The sequence below is a fragment of the Pseudomonas sp. CAM1A genome, from assembly GCF_047501685.1.
GTDB lineage: Bacteria > Pseudomonadota > Gammaproteobacteria > Pseudomonadales > Pseudomonadaceae > Aquipseudomonas.
In genome coordinates this window covers 644,986-664,515 of the sequence record NZ_JBFNXP010000002.1, presented here as the reverse complement: position 1 = coordinate 664,515, position 19,530 = coordinate 644,986, and the positions used below count along the sequence as shown (strand labels likewise).

Genomic DNA, 19,530 nt, shown 5'->3' with positions numbered 1-19,530 from the left:
CCTGTTCATCGAGGCCTTGCTGTCGGCCGCCACACCTGTGATCTAGCTGCAATCCTATAGGCGATCAGCGGCCGAGCGATACGCCCGCCCACGTTCGCGTTTGCCTATCGCCACGACCACGACAACCACCCGATCATCCTCGACGCGGTAGACCACCCGATAGCCGCTGGCCTTGAGCTTGATCTTGAAATGGTCGGGCAAATCACGCATTGCATCCGCTACAACCCTGGGCGAGAGCATGCGCTCCCTGATCTTTTTCCTGGCCTGCTCACGCACGGTGTGCCCCAGCTTCTCCCATTCTTTCAGGGCCGAAGGCAGAAACTCGAGCTTATAAGTCATCCAGTTCGACCGGGATGCCTTTCTCTCCCGCACGCGCCTTGACCAAAGCCGCAAGTTCCATGTCTTCCAGTCGCTCCATCATCGCCTCGTAGAGTTCAGCGGGTACCATGTAGCCCATGACGCGATTATGGTTGAGAACGGCCACCGGTTTCCCCTGCGCATCGGCCATCACCGCTGTAGGATTCTTCTTTAGTTCCGAGACGCTGACGGTCACGTCGGCAAAGATGTTCTGCATATCGATCGCCCTCATTCAAGAGCCATAGATTGGTCTGTATTCAGGTCTTTTTCAAGCCGGCGTGCCATAGGCTGATCACCTACAGGCTATGCGATACCCCGGTGGCCCGTGCCCGCCCCAACCAGGTATACGCCAGCGCCAGCAACCCCAGCCCCAGCGCGGCGAACATCGCCACCACCACCTGGCTGTAACGCGCCAGCAGCGCCGGGAACCCCGTCACTTCACGAACCACCTGGATATCGGCGCTGCCATCGGCATCGCGAATACTGATCCCAGCCTGGCGGATCTGCGAATAGTCAGCATCGAAGTACACCCAGACCTTGCTCTCGCTCACCCCGTCGATGGCCGGCAGGTCGATGCTGCTGGTCGGCGTGGCCACCAGCGTGTCGTTGCCGGCGGCGTCGCGCACCTGCACCAGGCCCTTGGCCGGCAAGCGGATGTGCACGGCCTTGAGCGGTACACGGGCAGGGTTGGACAGTTCGATGAGCAGGCCAGTGCGGTGATCCACCAACCCGGCCTCGAACGGCCTGGCGAACAGCTGCCGGTACGGCGCCTGGGCCAGGTCGACCAGCTTGTCGATCTGCGGGTGGCTGAGGGCGCCTGCGCCGATCTCGCTGATCTGCGCATGCAGCCGCTCGTACTTGAGCAGGTCGTTGGCCTGGCTGATGCGCTCGTTGAACTGGCCCGGGTAGGTGAGATGGGTGTAGGTCAGGCGCGCCTGCAGGCGGTCGTCGTCGCGCAACGCCATATATAACGTAGCGGCGACGGCAACCAGGGCCAGCAGGCCCACCAGGGATTTACCGACTTTTTCCCAACTCACCTTGAAGGTTCCTTGTTTGATGGGCGTGACGAGACGCAAGGCAGGCAAGGGTGCCAAGAACACCGGTTGCGGGCAAGGCCTGGCTGCCTGTGGCGACACTATCGCGGGGCAAGCCGGCGACAGGAGCCTAGCCCACCCTAGTGTTCGCAAAGTGGGGAGCATTCCCCACCCAGCCCTGGGTGTCTATCCCCAGGTTTGTGGCAGCTGCCCGAGCGTTTCTCATTCGCACCCTTGCAACATCTTGAAACACGTGGCGTTTAGCCATTTACCGATTGGCACAGCGGTTGCTGACCCCTGTTCAAGGCACATCGCCACTGATCGCAGTGGCAACAGATGCCAACCTGCACAACACGGGGCACAAGGCAATGAAGAAACCAGCTGCAACATCGACCCAGGTGTTCAGGTTGTCCTCCGTCACGGCGTTGCTGCTCAGCCTCGGGCTGGCCAGCGCACTCGCCGGGTCGTTGGACGACGTGAGCCAACCACCACCTACCGACCCTTCGGCCTTCAGCGATCCGGCCGCCGACCCAGTGGCCCAAGCCGCCGCACTGGAAGCCTTGAAGTCGATGCCCGAGGCCAACGAAGGGTCGCTGGAACTGAGCAACGGTGCCTACGGCACCCGCGCCACGGTGACCAGCAACAACGTGCTGCCCCCCACGCTGCAGACTTCACGCAAGTACCCCACCAACGGCAAGCCCAGCCCGTTGTTCGGCGCCGAGCCATTCACCCAGCAACTGCTGCTGTTCGAAGAATTCGGCCCGGAGAAACTCGACCCGGCCACCCCGCCCTACGTCATGAGCTTCCCGCCGCCCGTGATCGGCGCAGCCCCCGCGCAGGACCCCGACTACGCCGCGCGCAGCAGCCCCAACGGCAATGCCCTGGAGGCATTCCTGACCCAGCCGGGGCTGACACCGTTCCCGTCGCAGTATGCCAACGTGCTCGACCGCAACCCGTGGAAGGCGCAGATCGAGATGTTCCTCAACCGTAGCGGGGTCGGTTCGCCCGCCGAAGGCCGTCCGCCAGGAAAGGGCTGGTCGCACCAGCGCTGGAACGAGTTCTACCCCCAGGCCGCGTTCAAGACCGCGCAGGCCGGCGCGCGCATCAACCAGGGCCTGCGCGACCGCAAGCAGCTGCACAACTACGCCAAGGGTGAGTTCGCCCCGGGCGGGCTGTACTATCAGACCTCCGATATCCCCACCACCCTGGGCACCACCAAGGGCATCGATACCCGCTTCCATCCGAAGATGCCCCTGCAGGGCCACAAGGCGCTGTGGACCTTCGACGGCACCTTCCCGGTCAAGTTGCTGATGGTGCGCTACGGCCAGCCAGTGCTGATGCGCCACTACAACGCCCTGCCGATCGACCCGTCGGCCAACAACGGCTTCGGCCTGCACACCATCTCCACCCACGAACACAACGGCCACTCGCCGGCCGAGAGCGACGGCTTCGCCAACGCCTACTTCTTCCCCGGCCAGTACTACGACTACCGCTGGCCGATCCAGCTGGCCGGCTACGACACCATCAACACCCGCGCCCAGGACCCGCGCGCCGCCTTCCCCTGCGCGCCGGGCGAAACCCTGTACGTCAACGATGCCTCCCCGGGCCTGAAGACCTGCGACAACGGCAGCATCAAGATCCGCGGCGACTGGCGCGAGACCATGAGCACCCATTGGTTCCACGACCACATGCTCGATTTCACCGCGCAGAACGTCTACAAGGGCAACGCGGTGATGATGAACTACTACTCGGCCATCGACCGTGGCAACGAGGCCCTGCAGGACGGCGTCAACCTGCGCTTCCCCAGCGGCGCGGCGATGCCCTGGGGCAACCGCGACTACGACGTCAACCTGGTGATCGCCGACAAGGCCTGGGACGCCAATGGCCAGCTGTGGTTCAACCCGTTCAACACCGACGGCTTCCTCGGCGACCAGATCCTGGTCAACTGGCAGTACCAGCCCAAGCTCAAGGTGCGCGCGCGCAGCTATCGTTTCCGCATCCTCAACGGCTCGGTGTCGCGCTACTTCAAGTTCGCCGTGGTCCGTGAAATCGCTGGCAACAGCGGCGAGTTCAAAGGCCCGAGCGGCTCCAACGTCTCCTATGCCCGCGTGCCGTTCCACATGATCGCCAACGACGGCAATATCATGGAACACGCCGTGCCGTTCGACGGCACCCTCGACCTCAACGGCGACGGCAACCTGCAGGACAACAACGCCATCATGCCGCTGCAAGGCATTGCCGAGCGTTACGACATCATCGTCAACTTCGCCAAGAACGGGATCAAGGTCGGCGACAAACTGTACTTCGTCAACCTCATGGAACACGACACCGGCAAAGGCCCGAAACAGCCCATATCCCTGGCCGACGTGTTGTCGGAGAAGTACAAGGCGGTGATCAAGCAGACCAGCAAAGGCCCGGAATGGGACGGCGGCGACCCGGTGGTCGGCAAGTTCATGCAGTTGATCGTGCAGCCCTATACCGGCCAGGACCTCAGCATGGACCCGAGCCTGTATGAACCGGCCAAGCCCGGCAAGGCTGCCGGCCTGGTGATGATCCCCCTGTCGATCGACCGCAACAGCGCCAGTGACCAGACCAAGATCAAGGCCGCCCGCCACCGCGAGTTCATCTTCGGCCGCTCCGACGGCACCGACAGCACGCCCTGGACCATCAAGACCGACGGCGGCTTCGGCTACACCATGGACCCGCGACGCATCAGCGCCGCCCCGCAACTGGCCAACGAAGCCACCGACGGCGGCTTCAGCGGCGACGGCACCCTGGAGGTGTGGAAGATCAAGAACGGCGGCAACGGCTGGAGCCACCCGGTGCACGTGCACTTCGAGGAAGGGGTGATCCTCAGCCGCGACGGCAAGGCGCCGCCGGAATGGGAAAAATGGGCGCGCAAAGACGTGTACCGCATCGGCCCGGACGCGGATTCGTCTGAAGAAGTGGAAATGGCCATTCGCTTTCGCGAGTTCGCCGGCACCTACATGGAGCACTGCCACAACACCCAGCACGAGGACTCCTCGATGCTGCTGCGCTGGGACCTCGAGCACCCCGGCCAGTTCCAGATGATGCCGACGCCGCTGCCCGGCTGGGATGGCGTGGAGTATGTCAACTCCGCGGCCCTGCCGACCTTCCGCACCTCGAGCAGCGGCCCCGGCAATGACAGCAACAAGCCGCCGGTGGCGGTGAACGACAGCGCCGCGACCATGGCCGGCAAGCCGATCGTGCTCAACGTGCTGGCCAACGACACCGACCCTGACGGCAACCTGCCGCTGAGCGTCAGCAGCCTGGCCCAGCCCGACTCCGGCCAGGGCACGGTCAGCAGCAACGGCACCCAGGTCACCTACACCCCACCGGCCACCGTCGCCACGGCGTTCACCGCCAGCTTCACCTACGCCGCACGCGACGCCAAGGGCCTCGAATCCCTGGCGCCGGCCACGGTAAGCATCGCGGTTTCGCCCGCAGTACCGATGGACGAGATCCAGGTCAGCAGCGCTTCGGTGCAGTTGCGCAGCAACAGCCGCTGGACCTGGGAAGTCTCCGGCACCACCTCGGTGGCCGCCGGCAACAGCATCCGGGTGACCAGCAACACCACCAGCGGGCCGCTCGACCTGGGTCTGGCGACGTTGAGCGCCAGCGGTTCCGGCGCGCGCTGGAAGCTGTCGGTGACCACCACCGGCAGCGGCCCGGCCTCGCCGCCGGCGGTAACGGTGAAGTCGGCACTGGGGCAGAGCGTAACGGTGCCGCTGAGTATCCGTTGATATCGCCAAGACCCCATGGGGGTTGGCGTGGGAGCGGGCTTGCCCCGCGATGGACGCACCGCGTGGCACCGGCTCTGCCGGTGTTCGCGGGGCAAGCCCGCTCCCACGCTGTCCTTGCCCTGTTCCCTGTCCAGAGGGTAGAACCATGCCCCGCCTCTGCCGCCTGCTGCTCCTGCTGCTGCTCACCCTGAGCCTCGCCTGGTCGCTGCCCCCCAGCACCCGCGCAACGCCCTCCAGCCCCTGGGGCGCCGACTACTTCCCCAACATCCCCCTGCTTACCCAGGACGGCCGCCAGGTGCGCTTCTTCGACGACCTGATCAAGGACAAGGTGGTGGCCATCAACTTCATCTTCACCGGCTGCGGCGACTCCTGCCCGGTGGAAACCGCCCGCCTGCGCCAGGTGCAGAAGCTGCTGGGTGAGCGCGTCGGCCAGGACATCTTCATCTACTCGATCAGCATCGATCCCTACAACGACACCCCCGCCACCCTCAAGCGCTACGCGGAAAAATTCGCCATCGGCCCCGGCTGGACCCTGCTCACCGGCGAGGCCGCCGACATCGAACAACTGCGCCGCAGCTTGGGTCTGTACATCGAAGGCCTGGAGAACGGCCGCAGCAAGGACCATAACCTCAGCCTGATCATCGGCAACCAGGCCACCGGCCGCTGGATGAAAGCCTCGCCCTTCGAAAGCCCGTACATCCTCGCCGACCGCCTGGCCAACAGCCTGCACAACTGGAAGACCGCCAGCGCCCAGCGCCGCGACTACACCCAAGCCCCCGACATCCGCCCGCCGAGCAAAGGCGAACAACTGTTCAGGACCCGCTGCTCGTCGTGCCATACCCTGGGCGATGCCGAGCCTGGGGCCACCGGAGGCATCGGCCCGGACCTGCTGGGGGTGACACGCCAGCGCGACGAAGCCTGGCTGAAACGCTGGCTGATGGTGCCGGACCAGATGCTGGCTGAAAAAGACCCGCTGGCGATGCTGCTGTACACGCAGTACAACCAACTGGCGATGCCCAACATGCGCCTGGGCGAAACGGAAGTGGCGGCGCTGATCAGCTACTTCGAGGAGGAGACACAGCGGCACCAGGCCCCCTCGGCGCAGCGTTGACCTTCGACCCTTGACCGCCAGAGGCGCCCCGGCCCATGCTCAGGCGCTTCCATCCCACGCTCAAGGAACGACCGCATGAAGCTGGAAACACTCGCCATCCACGCGGGCTTCAGCCCCGACCCGACCACCAAGGCGGTGGCCGTGCCGATCTACCAGACCACCTCGTTCGCCTTCGACGACACCCAGCACGGCGCCGACCTGTTCGACCTCAAGGTGGCGGGCAACATCTACTCGCGCATCATGAACCCCACCAACGACGTGCTGGAAAAGCGCATGGCCGCCCTCGAAGGCGGGGTTGGCGCGCTTGCAGTGGCTTCGGGCATGGCCGCCATCACCTACGCCATCCAGACCGTCGCCGAGGCCGGCGACAACATCGTCTCGGTGGCCAAGCTGTACGGCGGCACCTACAACCTGCTGGCCCACACCCTGCCGCGCCAGGGCATCACCACCCGCTTTGCCGCCCACGACGACATCGCCGCCCTCGAGGCGCTGATCGACGAGCGCACCAAGGCGGTGTTCTGCGAGTCGATCGGCAACCCCGCTGGCAACATCGTCGATATCGCCGCGCTGGCCGAGGCCGCCCACCGCCATGGCGTGCCGCTGATCGTCGACAACACCGTGGCCACGCCGGTGCTCTGCCGCCCGTTCGAACACGGCGCCGATATCGTCGTGCACTCGCTGACCAAGTACATCGGCGGCCACGGCACCAGCATCGGCGGCATCGTCATCGACTCGGGCAAATTCCCCTGGGCCGACCACAAGCAGCGTTTCGCCCTGCTCAATACCCCCGACCCGTCCTACCACGGCGTCACCTACACCGAAGCCTTCGGCCCCGCCGCCTTCATCGGCCGCTGCCGCGTGGTGCCGCTGCGCAACACCGGCGCCGCGCTGTCGCCGTTCAATGCCTTCCTGATCCTGCAAGGCCTGGAGACCCTGGCCCTGCGCATGGAGCGCCATACCGAAAACGCCCTCAAGGTCGCCCACTACCTGCAGCAGCACGAGCAGGTGGCCTGGGTGAAATACGCAGGCCTGCCCGACCACCCCGAGCATGAACTGGCCCGGCGCTACACCGGCGGCAAGCCGGCATCGATCCTGTCGTTCGGCATCAAGGGCGGCCAGGCCGCCGGGGCGCGCTTCATCGATGCGCTGCAACTGGTGGTGCGCCTGGTGAACATCGGCGACGCCAAGTCTCTGGCCTGCCACCCCGCCTCCACCACCCACCGCCAGCTCAACGACGAAGAGCTGGAGAAGGCCGGCGTGCCGCGGGACATGGTGCGCCTGTCGATCGGCATCGAGCACAGCGACGACATCATCGCCGACCTGGCCCAGGCGCTGGAGGCCAGCCACGGCTGATCCACCCGCGCCCCACCCAATGCCGACGGCGGGCGCACCCTTTGCAGAACCGGAACCCCGCGCAATGACCCTTTTTTACCTGAAACTCCTGGTCACCCCGCTGCTGATGTGGGCCATCTCCCTTGCCTCGCGGCGCTGGGGCGGCCTGCTCGGCGGGCTGCTGTCCGGGCTGCCGATCACCTCGGCACTGGTGATGACTTTTCTGTACCTGGAGCAAGGCACGGGCTTCGCCCTTGGCGCGGTGCCCGGCGCGTTGGGCGGCTTGGCGGCGGTACAGGCCACCTACACCTTCTACCTGTTCGCCACGCGCAGGGTCGGTATCGCCCCAGCCGTGCTGCTGGCAATCCTGTTCTATGGCCTGGCGGCCTATGCGTTCACCCACTGGGGTGGGCTGTACCTGTCGGTCGGCGTGACGCTGCTGCTGATCGGCGTGCTGATCCGCGCCAGTGGCCGCGAGCCCAGGCCCGACACCCTCGCCCGCCCCCGGCATCGTTACTGGGAAATCCCCCTGCGCATGGTGTCCGCCACCTCGCTGCTGCTGCTCACCACCAGCCTGGCCAGTTGGCTGGGGCCGGCGACCAGCGGGATGCTGGCGCCGATCCCGGTGATCGCCTGGCCGTTGGTGGTGTTCGCCCACGTACAGGGCGGCCGCGCCGGGATGGCGGCGATGGTGCGGGGCAATGCCATCGGCGCGGTGGGAGTGATTGCCTTCTACCTGGTGATGGCGGGGTTGCTCGAGCAAGCGGGTGTCGCTATTACCATGCTGGTTGCGATGGCGACCGCCGTTGGCCTGACCATCGCCCTGGCAACCCTGTTGAAAGGGCGTACCTAGCTGGCGCAATTGATACCCCCGCAAGGGGAACACACGGAGAAACACCATGGATCTGGATCAGGCACGCGCCCTGCTTGCCGAAGCTGAACGACATCGCCAGCCGGCGTATGAGCCCAGCATTTTTGCCCTCGGAGGGCGCGGTTACTACGAAAACCCCACCACTGACCTGCTCGCGTTCTTTCTCGACCCCGGCCAGGTCCATGGTTTTGGTGATTGCTTCCTCGGCGCCCTGCTGAGCTGCATCTGCAAGGAGTCGCCTCCCGAGCCGACCCTGCGCCTGCCTCCGCAACGTGAAGTGACTACCACCAATGGCAAACGCATCGACCTGTTATTGCAGGGCGAGGACTGGCTGCTGATTCTCGAAAACAAGATCTTCCACGCCCAGGTCAACCCGTTCGCCGACTACGAACTCTATGCCGAAACATTGGTGGGTGGCCGCGACAAGCGCGTGTTGTTCGCGGTGCTGTCACCGTCGGGCAACAACGTCGCCGATGGTTGGACAGGGCTCAGCTATGCCGACCTGCTCGGCGCCCTGCGCACAGCCCTGTCGCAAAACGTCGAGCACAGCCGCCTGAACAAATGGCGTGTGCTGGCCGACGAGTTCCTGCTGCATCTGGAAAACATCACCGTGGAGCGTGACATGAACCCTGAGAGCATCGATTTCATCTTCGAACACCTGCCGCAGATCAATGCGCTGAACAAGCTGCGCGACCAGGCGCTCGAGGCACTGGATCGCAGGATCATCGCCCACCTGGAGGCCGAGATCGACGGCTTCGAAACCTACACGCGCCGGCAACCCTGGGCGGACGGACCGGCGCTGCGTTACGCCTGCAACGACTGGGTCGAATGGTCGGATGTGGTGCTCTACCTGGATGGCAGCCAGGCGCCACTGCGGCCGATCATCCGCGTGTACCTGATCAACGTCGATCCGCGCCAGATGGAGTTCGGCCGCCATCTGTTCGTGGATACCACAAGACAACCGTGGACCGAAGGCCGGCGCGTGATCGGTTTCGAATGGAAGTTGGAAAGCTTCGACGAACGCGTCGTAATCGACACGATCCTGGAGAAAATGCGGCTGTTGATGCAATTCGAAGCCGAAATGCGCTGACATCAAGCTACCAAGCCATGGGCAGGTTGCCCTTGAGCAATGCTCGCACCGAGAAGCGCTTCGACCTGCTCCCACGTGCCGCTTTTGTACCAGGGCCTGGCCCCTTCGAAAAATCGATGATGGCAAACTGGCATTCCGGCAAACCTCGACAATACTGGCTCGTCACATGGATTCCTTGCCCACAACAACAAAAGGGAATTTGCGATGAGCCAGACCCAACCCTTGGACGTCGCCATCATCGGCGGCGGTGTCTCCGGTACCTACAGCGCCTGGCGCCTGCAACAGGCTCATGGCGACAGCATGCGTATCCAGTTGTTCGAATATGGCGACCGCATCGGCGGGCGGCTGTTCAGCGTCAAGCTGCCTGGCCTGCCCAACGTGGTCGCCGAGGTGGGCGGCATGCGCTACATGCCCGGCGCAGATGGCCATGTGATGGTCGACACCCTGGTGCAGCATCTGGGCCTGCCGAGCCAGGACTTCCCCATGGGCAACGAACTGCCCAAGGACGCGCCCATCGGCGCCCAGGACAACCTGTTCTACCTGCGTGGCCAGCGCTTCCGTTTCCGCGACTTCGTCGAAGCGCCGCACAAGATCCCCTACGACCTGGGCTGGACCGAACGCGGCTACAACCCCGAAGACCTCCAGGTCAACGTGATGAACAGCATCTACCCCGGCTTCGACAAGCTGAGCCTGGCCGAGCAGATGCAGGTGCAGGTGTTCGGCAAGCCGATCTGGCGCTATGGCTTCTGGGATCTGCTCTACCGCGTGCTGAGCAACGAGGGCTACCAGTTCATGAAGGACGCCGGCGGCTACGAGGCCAACGTCGCCAACGCCAGCGCCGTGACCCAGTTGCCGGCCACCGAGTACAGCGACGCCACCGTGTTCCGCACGCTCAAGGATGGCTTCCAGAGCCTGCCGCTGACCCTGGCCCAGCGCTTCAGCGAACAGGCCGGCGGCCTGGTACCCGCCGACCAGCGCATCCAGATGAACCGCCGCCTGGCCGCCCTGAGCTACAGCGACGACACCGAGTACCCCTACCGCCTGCACCTGCGCCACACCGAGACCGTCAACGGCAAGACCCACGACCTCGAAGGCGAGGACATCGTCCACGCCCGCCAGGTGATCCTCGCCCTGCCGCGCCGCGCGCTGGAGCTGATCGACTCGCCACTGTTCGACGACCCGTGGCTCAAGGACAACCTCGGCTCGGTGCTGGTGCAGTCGGCGTTCAAGCTGTTCCTGGCCTATGAGCAACCCTGGTGGCGCAACCTGGGCCTGGTGGCCGGGCGTTCGGTCACCGACCTGCCAATCCGCCAGTGCTACTACATGGGCACGGAGTGCGATCAGGCCGGTGGCGAAAACACTTTCAACTCGCTGCTGATGGCCTCCTACAACGACATCGGCACCGTGCCGTTCTGGAAAGGCCTGGAAGACGGTCCCGAGTTCGTCGGCTACACCCCGCGCAGCCTCGAAGGGCGCATCGCCAATGACGCGGTGGTGCCGCGCACGCAGTTCCAGATCAGCGACGAGATGGTGCGCATCGCCCAGCGCCAGGTCACCCAGCTGCACGCCCAGGTCGAGCTGCCGGCGCCCTACAGCGCCGTGTACCACGCCTGGGACGCCGACCCCTACGGCGGCGGCTGGCACGAGTGGAAGGCCAACTACCGCCTGGACCTGATCATCCAGAAGATGCGCCACCCGGTTAAGGACCAGCAGGTGTTCATCGTCGGCGAGGCGTATTCCTATGGCCAGGGTTGGGTCGAGGGCGCGCTGACCACCGCCGAGTCCGCCTTGCAGGAGTTCTTCGAACTGCCGCGCCCCAACTGGCTGCCGGCCAGCTACCAGTTGCTGCCGACCCCGGCACCGGAAGAGATCGACTACGCCACCCCGCCCATGCCCGGCCACGCGCCGCAGGTGCTCGAAGCCATCACCCAGGCCATCTGCGCGGGGGTCAAGCCATGAGCACCTTTACCGTGGCCGACTACCTGCTGACCCGGCTCAAGGAGCTGGGCCTGGACAAGGTGTTCCAGGTGCCGGGGGATTACTGCTCGAACTTCATGAGCGCGCTGGACGCCTTCGACGGCATCGACGCCGTGGGTGAGGTATACGAGATGGGCGCCGCCTACAGCGCCGACGGCTATGCCCGGGTGCACGGCCTGGGCGCGGTGTCGCTGCAGTACGGCGTGGGCACCTTCAGCGCGGTGAACGCCATCGCCGGTGCCTACGTGGAGCGCAACCCGGTGGTGGTGATCTCCGCCAGCCCCTCGACCAGCGACCGCCTCAAGGCCAATGCCCAGAACGTGCTGTTCCATCACTCCACCGGCAACTTCGAGGCCGACCGCAACGTGCTGGAGCAGGTGACCGTGGCCTGCGAGATCCTCTCCGACCCGCACCGCGCGCCGTGGCAGATCGACAACGCGCTGATCGCCGCCCTCACCCACCGCCAGCCCATCTACCTGGAGGCGTACCAGGACATCTGGGGCGCCGAGGTCAGCCGCCCCCACGGCCAGCTGACCCCAGCCCCGCGCCCGTCCAACCCCCAGGCCCTGCAGAGCCTGGTCGAGGCCAGCGTGCAACGCCTGGCCACGGCGCGCCAGCCGCTGGTGCTGCTGGGCGTGGAGATCATCCGCTACGGTTTGCAAGACGCCGTGCAACGCCTGATCGACAGTTGCGGCCTGCCGTTCTCCACCACCCTCGACGCCAAGACCGTGCTCGACGAAAGCCAGGCGCCGTTCATCGGCACCTATGCCGGCCCCGCTTCGCGCCCGGAAACTTCGGCCCGGGTGGATGCCTGCGACTGCATCCTGGCCATCGGGGTGATCTTCACCGATGACTACCTCGACCTGCTCAAGGCCCGCTATGGCGAAATCGTCCAGGTGAACTGCGAGCTGGCCCGCGCCGGTGCCGACTACTACCCCAACGTGCGCCTGCCCGACTACGTCGAGGCCCTGCTCAAGGCTCTGAAGGTGGACACCCAGTTCCCCCGCCCGGGAACGGCCCTGGCCGCCTCGCGCCCGCTGCTGGGCAGCGGCGCGGTGCCCAGCGCGCTGAGCTATGCGAGCTTCTTCGACAGCCTGGTGGACTTTGCCCAGGAGCACCGCCTGTGGCAGACCTGCACGCTGATCCTCGGCGAGAGCTCGTCGCTGTACGTGGCCAGCAACATCAACGGCATGCCCCGCGGCAGCTTCATCTCCGACGCCATCTGGGGCTCGCTCGGCCACGAGACCGGCTGCGCTCTGGGCGTGGCCCTGGGCAGCGGCCGGCGCCCGGTGGTGGTGGCCGGCGATGGCGGGTTCATGATGGTCAGCCAGTCGCTGGCGGCGCTGGCGCGCAACAAAGTCAATGCCGTGGTGTTCGTGATGAGCAACCAGGTGTATGCGATCGAGCAGGCCTTCGTCGACCCCGACGCGTTCACGCCCGAGGGTGAGTTCGCGCCGTTCGATACCCTGCCTGCGCTGGACTATACGGCGCTGGCCAGCGGCTATGGCGCGCTGGGGTATCGAGTGGAAACGGTGGACGAGCTGGAACGCTTGCTGCCGCAGTTGCTGATGGTGGTGCAGCGGCCGGTACTGGTGGAGGTGAAGATTGCCGAGAAGGACTTTGCCGAGCAGATCAAGCGGTTGGCCGGGGTGAGTTGATTGCACGGCTGATCGTCCTACCTGCCGCCAAACAAAAAGCCGCTTTCGATTGCTCGAAAGCGGCTCTTGCGCTGGCAGTGCGGCTCAACCGTCACCCTGCCCTTTGCTTGCCGGCAGTTGCCCATCGATCATCGCCTTGGCCATGCCACTGAGGTAGTACGTTGCGCGCATCAGCGTCTGTGCCTCTTTCGGCTGGCTCAATGCCTGGTACGTCAGCGATGTGATGCAGCCCAGGATGATCGTTGTTTCGCGCAGCACGTCCTCGGTCGGCAACCCCGGGATCGCCTGCACCCAGTCGCGCACCGAGTACCGCTTGGTGCGGCCGACCAGGCTGACGATTTTCAGTTCGCCGCTGCCCTTTGCTTGTTCGTCCTTGTCCATGACCCACCCCCTGAAAAAAGAAAGAGCCCGCCGCGTCTCACCGCCCGGGGCCAGCGGGCCAAACCGCGCGATCCTTGCGCGGTGCTCTGCCCAAAGGCCCGGCCAACCCCGGACGGCGAAACACGACGAGCAGGGCGAGACTAAAGGGCCTACCCACTCGCCACAACGGGCCGGCGGGTGGAAAAGCTACCTTTAGGAAAAGGACTACACGAACAACGGAAGAATAGCTGTAGGACCTACAAAATTTGCCTGAGCACGCGGCCGTATAGGTCCATCGCAGGGCATGCGCCTACAGAAATGTGCGCTGCCCTGCTCCGCCACTTCAGGCTAGGATGACACCTCGCCCCTCCAGGCCCAGCCACCGCCATGCCCAGAACGAGCAAAGTCACCGACCCGTCCTACGAGCTGATGGACGACCACGAAGGCGCCTCGCTGATCTACCGCCAGCACGGCTTCCCCAGCCCGCTGGTGCGCTGGCATTTCCACAAGGAATACGAGCTGCATCTGATCGTCGCCAGCGCCGGCAAGGTGTTCATCGGCGACTACATCGGCAACTTCGCCCCCGACACGCTGTTCCTCACCGGCCCCAACCTGCCGCACAACTGGATCAGCCAGGTCGGCCCCGACGAAGTGGTGGGCAAGCGTGACATGCTGGTCAACTTCACCGACGAGGTGCTCGAGGACGGCGGCCAGGTGTTCGCCGAACTCACCCTGCTGGCCCCGCTGCTGGCCCGGGCGCGCTATGGCATCGAGTTCCGCGATCCGGCACTGATCCAGGACAGCCGCCAGTTGCTGCAACGTATCGCCGACAGCCGCGGCATGACCCGCCTGGGATACTTTTTTATCCTCATGGAGCAGTTGGCCGCCTGCGAGGATTACCAGCTGCTGTCCACCGTCACCTCCTCGCAGCTGGCCGACGAGCAGAATGTCGAGCGTATCAACCGGGCGGTGGACTACATCTTCCAGCACTACGCCCAGGACCTGAGCCAGAACGAGGTGGCCGAGCATCTGGGGATGACGCCGACCTACTTCTCGCGCTTCTTCAAGCAGGCCGCCGGGCGTGGCTTCGTCGAGTTCGTCAACCGGCTGCGGGTAAGCAAGTCGTGCGAGCTTCTGGCCAAGGGCGAGCTGCCGGTGACCGAGGTGTGCTTCGAATCCGGGTTCAGCAACCTGTCGAACTTCAACCGGCGCTTCCTGCAGCTCAAGGGCATGACCCCTTCCGACTACCGCAGCCTGGTGACCCAGCGACTGACCGAGCAGAACCGCGCCTGATTTTGCCCGGTATCTGGGTGGGAACCTGTAGGAGCGGCTTCAGCCGCGATGCAGGCGCTGCGGTGTCTGGCACCCACTCCGTGGGTGATCGCGGCTGAAGCCGCTCCTACAGACACTCCACACCCACTGCAAAAAAGTATCAGCCAAGGTGCAGGCGAGGCTTTGTCGGCGTCGCCGTGCACAGGTGTAATCAGCGCCGAGCGATACAAAAACAATAAGGGAGTTCACTGATGAACGACTCGATCAAGGCCTGCCTGGCCGCCGCCTGCCTCAGCCTGCCGCTGCATGCCCAGGCCGCCGACACCCTGACCATCGCCACGGTCAACAACAACGACATGATCCGCATGCAGCGCCTGGCCAAGGTGTTCGAGCAGCAGCACCCGGACATCCAGCTCAAGTGGGTGGTACTTGAAGAGAACGTGCTGCGCCAGCGCCTGACCACCGATATCGCCACCCAGGGCGGCCAGTTCGATGTGCTGACCATCGGCATGTACGAAGCCGCGTTGTGGGGCGCCAAGGGCTGGTTGGCGCCGATGACCGACCTGCCCGCCGACTACAACCTCGACGACGTGTTCCCCTCGGTACGCAATGGCCTCTCGGCCAACGGCACGCTGTACGCCCTGCCCTTCTACGCCGAAGCCTCGATCACCTATTACCGCAAGGACCTGTTCGAAAAAGCCGGGCTGAGCATGCCCGAGCAACCGACCTGGACCCAGCTCGGCGAGTTCGCCGCCAAGCTCAACCACCCCGACCAGGGCCAGTACGGTATCTGCCTGCGCGGCAAGGCCGGCTGGGGCGAGAACATGGCGCTGATCGGCACCGTGGCCAACGCCTTCGGCGCGCGCTGGTTCGATGAGCAGTGGAAACCCGAATTCAGCGGCAGCGAATGGAAGAACGCGCTGAATTTCTATGTGAACACCCTCAAGCAATACGGCCCGCCCGGCGCCTCCAGCAACGGCTTCAACGAAAACCTCGCGCTGTTCAACAGCGGCAAGTGCGCGATGTGGGTCGATGCCAGCGTCGCCGGCTCGTTCGTCACCGACAAGACCCAGAGCAAGGTCGCCGATCAGGTCGGCTTCACCTTCGCGCCCAAGGAAGTCACCGACAAGGGCGCGACCTGGTTGTATTCCTGGGCACTGGCGATCCCCACCAGTTCCAAATCCAAGTCCGCCGCCAGGACGTTCGCCACCTGGGCCACCTCCGAAGCCTACGGCAAGCTGGTAGCAGAAAAAGAAGGCGTGGCCAACGTGCCGCCCGGCACCCGCGCCTCGACCTACAGCGATGCGTACCTGGCCGCCGCGCCATTCGCCAAGGTCACCCTCGAATCACTCAAGCGCGTCGACCCCAACCACCCCACCCTCAAACCCGTGCCCTACGTGGGCATCCAGCTGGTGACCATCCCCGAGTTCCAGGCCATCGGCACCCAGGTCGGCAAGCTGTTCGCCGCCGCGCTGACCGGGCAGATGAAAGTGGACCAGGTGCTGGCCTCGGCCCAGCAATCCACCGAACGCGAGATGAAGCGCGCCGGTTACCCCAAGTAACCCGCAGCGCTCCCCGACCGCGCCGCACCCCGGCGCGGTGACCGCCCCTTTTTGCTGCACACGGAGTCGCCATGAACACATCGGCCCTCGATACCCCGAGCCTCGCCACCGCGCGCCCCGGCAAACGCCGCGTCGGCCCCGGCTGGTTCCTGGTCAGCCCTTCGGTGGCGCTGCTGCTGTTGTGGATGATCGTGCCCCTGGGCATGACCCTGTATTTCTCGCTGATCCGCTACAACCTGCTGTACCCCGGCGAAAACCAATTCGTGGGCCTGGAGAACTTCGCCTTCTTCGTCACCGACGCCGGCTTCATGCCCGGCGCCCTCAACACCCTGACCCTGGTCGGCAGCGTGCTGGCGATCAGCGTGGTGCTCGGCGTGCTGATCGCCGCATTGCTGGAGGCCGGCGAGTTCTGGGGCCGCGGTGTGGTGCGGGTGCTGCTGATCTCGCCGTTTTTCATCATGCCCACGGTCAGCGCGCTGCTGTGGAAGAACCTGATCTTCCACCCGGTGTCGGGCGTCCTCGCCGCCGTGTGGCGCCTGTTCGGTGCGCAACCGGTGGACTGGCTGGCGCACTACCCGCTGCTGTCGATCATCCTCATCGTGTCGTGGCAGTGGCTGCCGTTCGCCATCCTGATCCTGATGACCGCCATGCAGTCGCTGGACCAGGAACAGAAGGAAGCCGCGCGCCTGGATGGCGCAGGCCCCTTGGCGATCTTCTGGCACCTGACCCTGCCGCACCTGGCCCGGCCGATCGCCGTGGTGGTGATGATCGAGACCATCTTTTTGCTCTCGGTGTTCGCCGAGATCTTCACCACCACCAGCGGAGGCCCCGGATACGAGTCCACCAACCTCGCCTACCTGATCTACAACCAGGCGCTGCTGCAGTTCGACGTCGGCATGGCCTCGGCCGGTGGCCTGATTGCCGTGCTGATTGCCAATATCGCCGCCATCGTGCTGGTCCGCATGATCGGCAAGAACCTCACCGCGCGCAGCTGAGGAGCCCGCCATGCTGACACTCAAGCAAACCCGCACCCTGAAGAACGCCCTGCTCGGCCTGCTGTGCTGGGCCATCGCCCTGGTGATCTTCTTTCCGATTTTCTGGATGCTGCTGACCAGCTTCAAGACCGAGCTGGACGCCTTTGCCACGCCGCCGCAGTTCATCTTCGCGCCGACGCTGGAGAACTACCTGCATATCAACGAGCGCAGCGACTACTTCGCCTATGCCTGGAACTCGGTGCTGATCTCCTTCTCGGCGACCCTGCTGTGCATGCTCATCGCCGTACCGGCGGCGTATTCGATGGCCTTCTTCGAAACCCGCCACACCAAGCGCACGCTGCTGTGGATGCTGTCGACCAAGATGCTGCCGCCGGTGGGCGTCTTGATGCCGATCTACCTGCTGGCCAAGCAGTTCGGCCTGCTCGATTCGCGCCTGGCGCTGATCATCGTCTACACCCTGATCAACCTGCCGATCGTGGTGTGGATGGTGTACACCTACTTCAAGGACATCCCCGTGGACATCCTCGAAGCCGCGCGCCTGGACGGCGCCGGCACCTGGCAGGAGATCGTCCGCGTGCTGCTGCCGATCGCCCGCGGCGGGCTGGCCTCGACGCTGCTGCTGTCGTTGATCCTGTGCTGGAACGAAGCGTTCTGGTCGCTGAACCTGACCTCGTCCGCCGCTGCGCCGCTGACTGCGCTGGTGGCCTCCTACTCTAGCCCCGAAGGGCTGTTCTGGGCCAAGCTCTCGGCCGTTTCGACCCTGGCCTGCGCGCCGATCCTGATCTTTGGCTGGATCAGCCAAAAGCAACTGGTGCGCGGGCTCTCCTTCGGCGCCGTCAAATGATCCCGACGCGCCTGATTTCGCGTATGGCGTGGGAGCGGGCTTGCCCCGCGATCACCGGCTACGCCGGTGCCATCCACCGCGCCGTCTGCATCGCGGGGCAAGCCCGCTCCCACGCCAGCCCTTTCCACGCCAGCCCCTTTCCACGCCTCCCTTTCCACGGCTCTGACAAGGACACCCACCATGGCTGACCTGAAAATCCGCAACCTGCACAAAGGCTTCGATGGCCACGCCATCATCAAGGGCATCGACCTGGACGTGCGCGACCGCGAGTTCGTGGTGTTCGTCGGCCCCTCCGGCTGCGGCAAGTCCACCCTGCTGCGCCTGATCGCCGGCCTCGAGGAAGTGAGCAGCGGCAGCATCACCCTCGACGGCGCCGACATCACCGACACCGCCCCGGCCAAGCGCGACCTGGCCATGGTGTTCCAGACCTACGCCCTGTACCCACACATGACCGTGCGCAAGAACCTGTCGTTCGCTCTGGACCTGGCCGGCGTCGCCAAGCACGAAGTCACCGCCAAGGTCGACAACGCCGCGCGCATACTCGAGCTGCAACCGCTGCTCGAACGCAAGCCGCGCCAGCTCTCCGGCGGCCAGCGCCAGCGGGTGGCGATCGGCCGCGCCATCGTGCGCAACCCGAAGATCTTCCTGTTCGACGAACCACTGTCCAACCTCGACGCCGCCCTGCGCGTGCAGATGCGCCTGGAACTGGCGCGCCTGCACCAGGAGCTGGCCGCGACTATGATCTACGTGACCCACGACCAGGTCGAGGCGATGACCCTGGCCGACAAGGTGGTGGTGCTCAACGGCGGGCGCGTCGAGCAGGTAGGCTCGCCGCTGGAGCTGTACCACCATCCGGCCAACCTGTTCGTTGCGGGGTTTCTGGGGACGCCGAAGATGGGCTTCCTGCGTGGGCACCTGAGCCGCAACCAGGGCAACCAGTGCGAGGTGGCCCTCGAATGCGGCGCCCGTATCGCCCTGCCGCTGTGCGCGGGCGAGCTGCATACCGGCAGCCAGGTGACCCTGGGCATCCGCCCCGAACACCTGAACATCGACCGCGCCGGACAAGGTACCCAGGGCTCGCTGCAGGTGACTGCCGATGTCAGCGAGCGCCTGGGCAGCGACAGCTACTGCCACGTGCGCGCCGCCTCGGGGGAGATGCTTACCGTGCGCGTGCGCGGCGACTTCGCACCGGGGTTTGGTGAGGCGCTGGAACTGACCTTCGACCCCGCCCACTGCCACCTGTTCGACAGCAACGGCCAAGCCCTCGACAAGCGCCTGCAACAGGCGGCCTAAGGACCTTCAG

General features: G+C 65.1%; 16 protein-coding genes. 12 read left to right on the top strand and 4 right to left on the bottom strand.

Translation table 11 applies throughout. From position 1 onward, the window contains the following. Positions 1–54 precede the first annotated feature (54 nt). The 3 genes from ABZO33_RS06875 to ABZO33_RS06865 form a co-directional block, all read right to left on the bottom strand. Positions 55–339, bottom strand: a complete 285-nt coding sequence (locus ABZO33_RS06875; RefSeq protein ID WP_414535385.1) for a type II toxin-antitoxin system RelE family toxin — start codon at positions 337–339, stop codon at positions 55–57. Continuing rightward, positions 329–574: a type II toxin-antitoxin system Phd/YefM family antitoxin gene (locus ABZO33_RS06870; protein WP_046857823.1), complete on the bottom strand. Its 246-nt coding sequence runs from the start codon at positions 572–574 to the stop codon at positions 329–331. The genes ABZO33_RS06875 and ABZO33_RS06870 overlap by 11 nt, the downstream gene beginning before the upstream one ends. A gap of 79 nt (positions 575–653) precedes the next feature. Next, the gene (locus ABZO33_RS06865) at positions 654–1,394 is read right to left on the bottom strand and encodes a hypothetical protein (protein WP_414535384.1); all 741 of its coding nucleotides are present in this window, start codon (positions 1,392–1,394) and stop codon (positions 654–656) included. 365 nt (positions 1,395–1,759) lie between these two features. On the opposite strand from ABZO33_RS06865, the gene ABZO33_RS06860 reads away from it, so the two are divergent. The 7 genes from ABZO33_RS06860 (at position 1,760) to ABZO33_RS06830 (ending at position 13,194) form a co-directional block, all read left to right on the top strand. Next, positions 1,760–5,155: an Ig-like domain-containing protein gene (locus ABZO33_RS06860; RefSeq protein WP_414535383.1), complete on the top strand. Its 3,396-nt coding sequence runs from the start codon at positions 1,760–1,762 to the stop codon at positions 5,153–5,155. 145 nt (positions 5,156–5,300) lie between these two features. Next, positions 5,301–6,266 carry an SCO family protein gene (locus ABZO33_RS06855; protein WP_414535382.1) on the top strand — a complete coding sequence of 322 codons (966 nt, stop codon included), beginning with the start codon at positions 5,301–5,303 and terminating at the stop codon, positions 6,264–6,266. 75 nt (positions 6,267–6,341) lie between these two features. After that, positions 6,342–7,619, top strand: coding sequence for a bifunctional O-acetylhomoserine aminocarboxypropyltransferase/cysteine synthase (locus tag ABZO33_RS06850; protein ID WP_414535381.1), 1,278 nt, complete (start codon positions 6,342–6,344; stop codon positions 7,617–7,619). A gap of 64 nt (positions 7,620–7,683) precedes the next feature. Next, the gene (locus tag ABZO33_RS06845; RefSeq protein ID WP_414535380.1) at positions 7,684–8,451 is read left to right on the top strand and encodes a hypothetical protein; all 768 of its coding nucleotides are present in this window, start codon (positions 7,684–7,686) and stop codon (positions 8,449–8,451) included. A 46-nt stretch (positions 8,452–8,497) separates the two neighbouring features. Next, entirely contained in the window at positions 8,498–9,559 is a 1,062-nt protein-coding gene (locus ABZO33_RS06840; RefSeq protein WP_414535379.1) for a PD-(D/E)XK nuclease family protein, read from the top strand. Positions 9,560–9,763: 204 nt separating this feature from the next. After that, on the top strand, positions 9,764–11,518 hold the full coding sequence (locus tag ABZO33_RS06835) for a flavin monoamine oxidase family protein (protein WP_414535378.1): 1,755 nt from the start codon (positions 9,764–9,766) through the stop codon (positions 11,516–11,518). Then, complete coding sequence (locus ABZO33_RS06830) at positions 11,515–13,194, top strand: alpha-keto acid decarboxylase family protein (RefSeq protein WP_414535377.1); 1,680 nt, start codon at positions 11,515–11,517, stop codon at positions 13,192–13,194. The genes ABZO33_RS06835 and ABZO33_RS06830 overlap by 4 nt, the downstream gene beginning before the upstream one ends. An 84-nt stretch (positions 13,195–13,278) precedes the next feature. Here ABZO33_RS06830 and ABZO33_RS06825 read toward each other — a convergent pair whose 3' ends face one another. Then, entirely contained in the window at positions 13,279–13,575 is a 297-nt protein-coding gene (locus ABZO33_RS06825) for a DUF3077 domain-containing protein (protein ID WP_414535376.1), read from the bottom strand. A gap of 366 nt (positions 13,576–13,941) precedes the next feature. On the opposite strand from ABZO33_RS06825, the gene ABZO33_RS06820 reads away from it, so the two are divergent. From ABZO33_RS06820 to ABZO33_RS06800, 5 genes are all read left to right on the top strand, one after another. Beyond that, positions 13,942–14,847, top strand: coding sequence for an AraC family transcriptional regulator (locus ABZO33_RS06820; protein ID WP_414535375.1), 906 nt, complete (start codon positions 13,942–13,944; stop codon positions 14,845–14,847). A 230-nt stretch (positions 14,848–15,077) separates the two neighbouring features. Beyond that, a complete protein-coding gene (locus ABZO33_RS06815) occupies positions 15,078–16,388 on the top strand; it encodes an ABC transporter substrate-binding protein (RefSeq protein WP_414535374.1) in 1,311 nt (436 codons plus the stop codon). 71 nt (positions 16,389–16,459) lie between these two features. After that, the gene (locus ABZO33_RS06810; protein ID WP_414535373.1) at positions 16,460–17,383 is read left to right on the top strand and encodes a carbohydrate ABC transporter permease; all 924 of its coding nucleotides are present in this window, start codon (positions 16,460–16,462) and stop codon (positions 17,381–17,383) included. Between the two features lie 10 nt (positions 17,384–17,393). Then, positions 17,394–18,227 carry a carbohydrate ABC transporter permease gene (locus tag ABZO33_RS06805; RefSeq protein ID WP_011533227.1) on the top strand — a complete coding sequence of 278 codons (834 nt, stop codon included), beginning with the start codon at positions 17,394–17,396 and terminating at the stop codon, positions 18,225–18,227. Positions 18,228–18,407: 180 nt separating this feature from the next. Further along, positions 18,408–19,520: an ABC transporter ATP-binding protein gene (locus tag ABZO33_RS06800; protein WP_414535372.1), complete on the top strand. Its 1,113-nt coding sequence runs from the start codon at positions 18,408–18,410 to the stop codon at positions 19,518–19,520. Positions 19,521–19,530: the final 10 nt, after the last annotated feature.